General features: G+C 69.5%; 5 protein-coding genes and 1 pseudogene. 4 read left to right on the top strand and 2 right to left on the bottom strand.

The window, feature by feature from the left end; all coding sequences use genetic code 11:
- Positions 1 to 323: 323 nt before the first annotated feature.
- A complete protein-coding gene (locus tag AC08OQ_RS16820; protein ID WP_462189143.1) occupies positions 324 to 896 on the top strand; it encodes a hemerythrin domain-containing protein in 573 nt (190 codons plus the stop codon).
- 190 nt (positions 897 to 1,086) lie between these two features.
- Here the strand turns inward: AC08OQ_RS16820 and idi are convergent, their stop codons facing one another.
- Positions 1,087 to 1,719, bottom strand: a complete 633-nt coding sequence (gene idi / locus AC08OQ_RS16815; protein WP_476605637.1) for an isopentenyl-diphosphate Delta-isomerase — start codon at positions 1,717 to 1,719, stop codon at positions 1,087 to 1,089.
- A gap of 392 nt (positions 1,720 to 2,111) precedes the next feature.
- Here idi and bioB point away from each other — a divergent pair, with 392 nt between their 5' ends.
- From bioB to AC08OQ_RS16800, 3 genes are all read left to right on the top strand, one after another.
- Positions 2,112 to 3,215, top strand: a complete 1,104-nt coding sequence (gene bioB, locus AC08OQ_RS16810) for a biotin synthase BioB (RefSeq protein WP_476602159.1) — start codon at positions 2,112 to 2,114, stop codon at positions 3,213 to 3,215.
- 239 nt (positions 3,216 to 3,454) lie between these two features.
- A complete protein-coding gene (locus AC08OQ_RS16805; RefSeq protein ID WP_476602160.1) occupies positions 3,455 to 4,060 on the top strand; it encodes a type II toxin-antitoxin system antitoxin SocA domain-containing protein in 606 nt (201 codons plus the stop codon).
- Entirely contained in the window at positions 4,057 to 4,638 is a 582-nt protein-coding gene (locus AC08OQ_RS16800) for a Fic/DOC family protein (RefSeq protein ID WP_462203979.1), read from the top strand. Before AC08OQ_RS16805 ends, AC08OQ_RS16800 begins: the two co-directional genes overlap by 4 nt.
- A gap of 211 nt (positions 4,639 to 4,849) precedes the next feature.
- On the opposite strand, the pseudogene AC08OQ_RS16795 reads toward AC08OQ_RS16800, so the two are convergent.
- A pseudogene (locus AC08OQ_RS16795) lies at positions 4,850 to 6,282 on the bottom strand (hypothetical protein); the annotation flags it as partial.

Raw genomic sequence — 6,282 nt, 5'->3', positions numbered from 1 at the left:
GGAAGCAACAGTCACCAACGCCGCGATCAACGAATGGCTGACCCGATAAACTTCCCAAACAGGCCCTAGGAACGATGAGCTACTCATGGGGCCGTTTATATGGCTACCTCGTACTGGCCCGGATTGGGGACGTCGGTAGGCGGCGAGCTGACCCGGCCGGATCGGGGCACTCTCGGTACCCCGATCGGGGCAGGCTGACGAGCCCAACGTGTCGGTTGGGCCCCGCCGGTCGGGCGTCCTCGATGCCGCGCGATTTCGAGTGCCTTCTCGGGGCACGCCGACGTCGAGGTCCCCGATGGGCGGACCGTGATGAGGAGGACATCATGCCGATCAATGACGCTGGGTTCGACGGCGGCCGAGCGGCGCAGTTCTCCCACGACGACGTCGTGGGAGAACTGCTCGAACAGCACGCCCGCATCCGCGAGCTGTTCGCGGACGTGAAGTCGGCGACGGGCGAGCACAAGCGCCGGGCGTTCGACGAGCTGCGGGCTTTGCTCGCCGCGCACGAGACCGCCGAGGAGATGATCGTGCGGCCGGTTACGAAGAAGATCGACAGTCGGGTGGCCGAGGCGCGCAACCACGAGGAGGACGAAGCCACCCGCGCGCTGCTGGCGCTGGAGAAGATGGATGTCGGTAGCGCCGAGTTCGATGCGAAGCTGGCAGACTTCGAACGGGCCGTTGTCGACCACGCCGAGCATGAGGAGAATGAGGAGTTCCCCCGGGTGCACGCAGCCCGCGACGCCAGGCAGCTGGAAAGCATGGGCCGTCGGCTCCGGACGGCGGAGAAGTTCGCTCCCACCCATCCGCACCCGTCAGCCGCCGGTTCGACCGCCAAGCAGTGGACGGTAGGCCCAATCGCCTCGATCATCGACCATGTCCGGGACGCCGTGAAGTGACGCGGCGGGGTGCCGTGACCTGACGCCGTGCGGCTTGCGGGCGTTGCGGTGCCGCCGCGGCGGACGGTCGCGCGGCGTCCGGGACCATCCGCGGTTCGGCAGCCCCGGGCGTCAGCATCGGCACGGCAACCCTTCTGGAACAGGACGCCCTCTGGAACAGGACGGATGACCGGCTCTCCGGACGGTCGGCTCAGGCGTGGGTTCCGCCGTCGGGGAGGGAGAGCGCGGCGGTCAGCGGATGGGCCGCCGCGCTGAACGCCGCCATCTGGTCGACCGACCAGGGGCTCAGCGCCCAGGGCGCGGCGGCGGCTACCCGGCGGTAGTCGTCCCACTCGACCCAGCGCCACTCGACCACCTCGGCCGGGTCCGGATCCGGGTCCCCGAGCGCCCGCGCTACGTAGACCGGGCAGACCTCGTTCTCCACGAGACCGTCGGCGGCGGTGGCGCGGTAGGCGAAGTCCGGCAGCGCGCAGTGCAGGTCGGTCAGCTCCAGGCGGAGTTCCTGGCCCACCCGGCGCTCGACGGCCCGCGCCAGGTCCTCGCCTGGGCGGGGATGCCCACAGCAGCTGTTCGTCCATACCCCTGGCCAGGTCCGCTTGTCGAGCGATCGGCGGGTGACGAGCAGCCGGCCGGCCGGGTCGAAAAGGTAGGACGAGAACGCCAGGTGCAGGGGGGTGTTGAGGCCGTGCACGGCGATCCGCGGCGCCGTCCCGCAGGGGCGGCGTTCGGCGTCGAGGAGCACGACCTCGTCGGCGGCGGGCGGGACCGGTGCGGTCTCACGCGACACCGTCTGTGGTGACGCCGCGTCACGCGGCACCGTCACGACGTCGGAGTCGGATCCTTGCGGGCTCACTGGTGGGCCTCACTTTCCGGTCGAAGGTCCAGTCGCTGGTCCGGTCGGTGTGGGGTGGGCGCGGGTGGCTGTGGGGCGGGCGCCGGCGACGCTGTCGCCCAACGCGCACGTGTCGTTTTCCTCCACCGGGATCCAGTCGCCACATACCCATCCTCCCCTTCCTCCCCATCCTGCCCGCCGGCGCCGGTCGGCCACGTCCACGTCCGGGTAACCCCGGCCGTACCCCCGCCCCGGCATGGGCGATTGCTGGTTCCGATCAAGGTAACGATGAGAGTGTGGGCGTGGCGGAAGGACGATCACCTGCAGGTTTCCGCCGCCCGCCAGTGCCCGCCAGTGCCCGCCGTGCCAGCAGAGGATCGAGGATGACGGACATGGACCTGTCAGCCACCCTGAACAGCCTTGTCAGCAAGGGGGTGAGTGGTCGGGCCCCGACCCGGGACGAGGCCCTAGCCGTCCTGCGCAGTGACGACGACGATCTCATGGATGTCATCGCCGCCGCCTACCGGCTCCGGCGGAGGTACTTTGGCAGGCGTGTCAAGCTGAACTTCCTGGTGAACCTCAAGAGCGGGCTCTGTCCGGAGGACTGTTCCTACTGCTCGCAGCGGCTCGGTTCGAACACGGGAATCCTGAAGTACACCTGGCTCAAGCCCGAGGAGGCCGCTGCGACGGCCGGTGCCGGCATCTCGGGCGGTGCCCGCCGGGTGTGCCTGGTCGCGAGCGGCCGCGGGCCGACGGACCGGGACGTCGACCGCGTGGCGGACACGGTCGGCGCGATCAAGACCGCACATCCGGGCGTGGAAGTGTGCGCGTGCCTCGGCCTGCTGTCCGACGGGCAGGCCGCACGGCTGCGGGCGGCCGGTGCGGACGCCTACAACCACAACCTGAACACAGCCGGTGAGAAGTACGCAGACGTCTGCACGACGCACACCTACAACGACCGGGTTGACACGGTGCAGGAAGCCAGGCATGCCGGCCTCTCACCCTGCTCGGGCATCATCGCCGGCATGCGGGAGAGCGACGAGGACCTCGTCAACGTCGCCTTCGCGCTGCGCGAGCTGGCCCCGGACTCCATCCCGGTCAACTTCCTCATGCCATTCGAGGGCACGCCCCTGGGCGCGGAGTGGAACCTCAACCCCCGGCAGTGCCTGCGCATTCTCGCCATGGTCCGGTTCGTCAACCCCACGGCCGAGGTGCGGCTCTCGGGCGGCCGGGAGATTCATCTCGGCTCGATGCAGCCCCTCGCCCTCTCGGTGGTGAACTCCATCTTCCTCGGTGACTACCTGACCGGTGAGGGCCAGGAGGGCCACCAGGACCTGAAGATGATCGCCGAGGCGGGATTCACGGTGGAAGGTCTCGACGCCGACACCGATACCGAGGCCGAGGCGGCTGTGGCCGCGGGCGCGGGCCCGGAGCGGGTCGCGCTGCGTCAGCGCGGTGCCGGCACCGCCCTGCCGCCCAACGCCTGATCCCGGCATCCACCGCCCGGCCGGCGGATGATCAAGTGGACGTTCGCCTGGCTGGGCTGGCCGGGCCCGGTATGCCCAGAACGAGCATGAGTGCCTGGGCCTCGGCGACCAGATCTGGTTCGAAAGAGCGGTCCCGCGTGGGGCAAGGCGCGATGCCCCCTGCCCTGCGCGCGTAAAATATTTCAGTACAGGGTATTGCTCGGTGCGCTCGGTGCGCAGAGTCCGAGGGAGGTGAGGGTATGGCCGAGAACGTCCATGATGTTGCCGCCTTCATCCTCGCGCGACTCGGGATGATGGCCACCTGGCGTTTGCAGAAGCTGGTCTACTACTCGCAGGCATGGCATCTCGCCAACCATCGCGTGAATCTCTTCGACGAAGAGGTTCAGGCCTGGTCGAACGGTCCGGTGGTATGGGCGCTCTTCGAGAAGCACCGCGGCTGCTTCTGCGTCAGCTCATGGCCAGCGGGGGATCCCCGTCGACTCGGGCCCCAGGCGACTCGGACCATCGAGTGGGTGCTGCAAAAGTACGGGCCTTTCAGTGGCGACGAACTGTCGCGGATGACGCAGGTGGAGGCGCCGTGGCGGCTGGCGCGTGCAGGGTTGCCGGAGGGGGAGTCGTCTAACGAGCCCATAGAGCCAACGATCATGGCGGACTACTACGCTCGGCTGAGGATGTCAGTCGACGAAGCCGTCTCGGCTGCGGTCGGCAACGCGCGTCTGGAGGGCCACGAGTTCTCGCCTGATACGCAGGCTCGACTCCGGCAGGTAGCGTCAGGGACGTGCACAGCCGATGAGGCTGTCGCGGAAATTCTCGCCCGTCACAGGGGGCGCGGCCTCGACCAGTGAGCGACCCGTACTGCTGGCCGGGCACCGAGTGCCTGCGGAACCGGCTCGACATACATGATCCTGATGAGCTCGCCGACATCGAACAGCAGATCTCCGGCCTTCGCTACGCTGAGCTGGGAGCATCCCTCCTCCCGGGCGCTTACGATACCGAGCATCTTCGTCGTTTCCACCGGATGCTCTTCCAGGACATCTACCGATGGGCGGGCGAGATTCGTACTGTGAACCTCGCGAAGGATGGCCACCCGTTCTGCCGGGCGCTGTTCGTTGAGGGGCAGCTCTACGATCTTTTCTCGGGCCTGGCCGAAGACCGTCATCTCGTAGGGCTTAAGCGAGAATCCTTTGTTCTCAGGTTTGCGACACTCTACGGCGACCTGAACGCCATCCATCCGTTCCGGGAAGGAAACGGCAGAGCTCAACGGGCCTTCCTACGACAGCTCGCGGCGGGTGCGGGCTGGACCGTGCTCTGGGAGAAGCTCGGTAAAGAGGCCAACGATGGCGCTTGTCATCGCTACCGCATGAGCTTCGAACCGGGCGAGCTCGTCAATATGCTCGATCCGATCATGACGCCGAGGATGTAGGCACTTGCGAGCGCCAGTCGATGCGCCCGGCGACCGAGAAGAACCGCGAATGCGATGCACAGCAGCCGTACCTGGCCCATCCGGCAGGTTCGAGCGATGCACGGTCGGGCGGGACATCCCGCACGGAACCGGCGTCGCCTCCGCATGACCCATCCCGGGTAACCCCGGAGGACCGTGCCGGGCTCAGTGGGACCGACGCCGGGTGACCGATCTATGCGACCGGGAGACGGTGGATGAAGTGCTGGGCGGTGTCGACGACGAAGGCGGTGCCGTCGCTGTGGACGGTGACACCGAGCGGTCGCCGCAGACCTGTTCGGGCGTCCGCGAAGGTGCGGACGAGTCGATCGCGGGTGACGAGGCGGACCCGTCCCCGGTCGGGGTCGGTGACCAGCAGACCGCCCGAGGGGGTGGGCGCCAGCGAGTGGGGCCGACCGACGTCCGCGATCCGGGCCGGGGCTCCGTCGTCGGGGGACGCGCCGTAGAACATCCCGGCAGCCGTGGAGATGGTCCCGTCGGCATCGACCGCCCGCAGCAGGTGATTGTCGGTGTCGGCGAGGTAGACATTCCGTCCGGGCGGGGCCGTGACGTCGTGCGGGCGCCGGAGCTGGGCGAACTGGGCGGGTCCGTGATCTCCGGACAGGCCGGGGACACCCGCCCCCGCCAGCGGTGCCGCCCGCAGATCCGGGTCGATCAGGATCACCTGGTGGCCGCCGGTGTTCGCGACGTACACCCGGCCCGCCGCGTCAGCGTAGACGCCGTGCGGGTGCGCCAGGTCGAGTGAGGTGGCGTGCCGGGCGGCGGGGCCGGCCGGCGGGCCGTGACGGCCGGAGCCGGCGACGGTGACGATCCGACCGTCCGGCGCGACCCGGCGGATCCGATTGTTGAAGCTGTCCGCGATGAACAGAGAACCGTCGGGGCCCAGAGCCAGCCCGCACGGGTTGTCCAGCTCGGCGTCGACGGCCGGCCCCCCGTCACCGTGCGGGCCGCTCTTGCCGGAGCCGGCCACATGGACCGTCCGGCCGTCGCGTTCGATCCGGAGCACCCGGTGACGTAGCCGTTGGGACACGTACACCGCACCGTCCGGCGCGGCGACCACACTGTACGGGTAGTCCACCCGCAACGGCGCGGACGTGATGTCGGCCGGGCGGAGGTCGCGCCGCGCGGTCCGGTTCAGGGACCGGCGCCGGATCACGTCGGCCGACCATCGGCGTGGTGAGGCGGTGGCTGACGGCGTGACGGCTGGCGGCGGGACGGCTGGCGGGGTGCGGGCCGACGGACTGCCGCGCGCCGCGTCGCGCACATCGTCGTCGAGCCGCAGCGGCAGCGGGCAGCGGGTGAGCCAGTCCGCACCGAGCGCCTGAGCCGTCGCGGCGGCGAGATCCAGGGCGAACGCGTGGGCCGACGGCGGGCGTGCACCGGGCTCCTTGCGCAGCGCCCGGTCCACCACCGCGGCGATCGCCGGCGGCGCGGCGTCCAGTGGTTGCGGCGCGACGCGCAGATGATGGTCCATCAGCTGCGCCATCGACAGCACCCGGACGAACGGTGGGCGGCCGCTGAGCAGTTCGTAGAGGACGATCCCGAGCGCGTACAGGTCGCACGCCGGTCCCGGCGGCCGGCCGTCGAACTGTTCCGGCGCCATGTAGA

This window comes from Frankia sp. CcCS3, from assembly GCF_977927575.1.
Note: the sequence above shows the minus strand (reverse complement) of the source record. Positions and strands in the feature narration are given on the sequence as shown.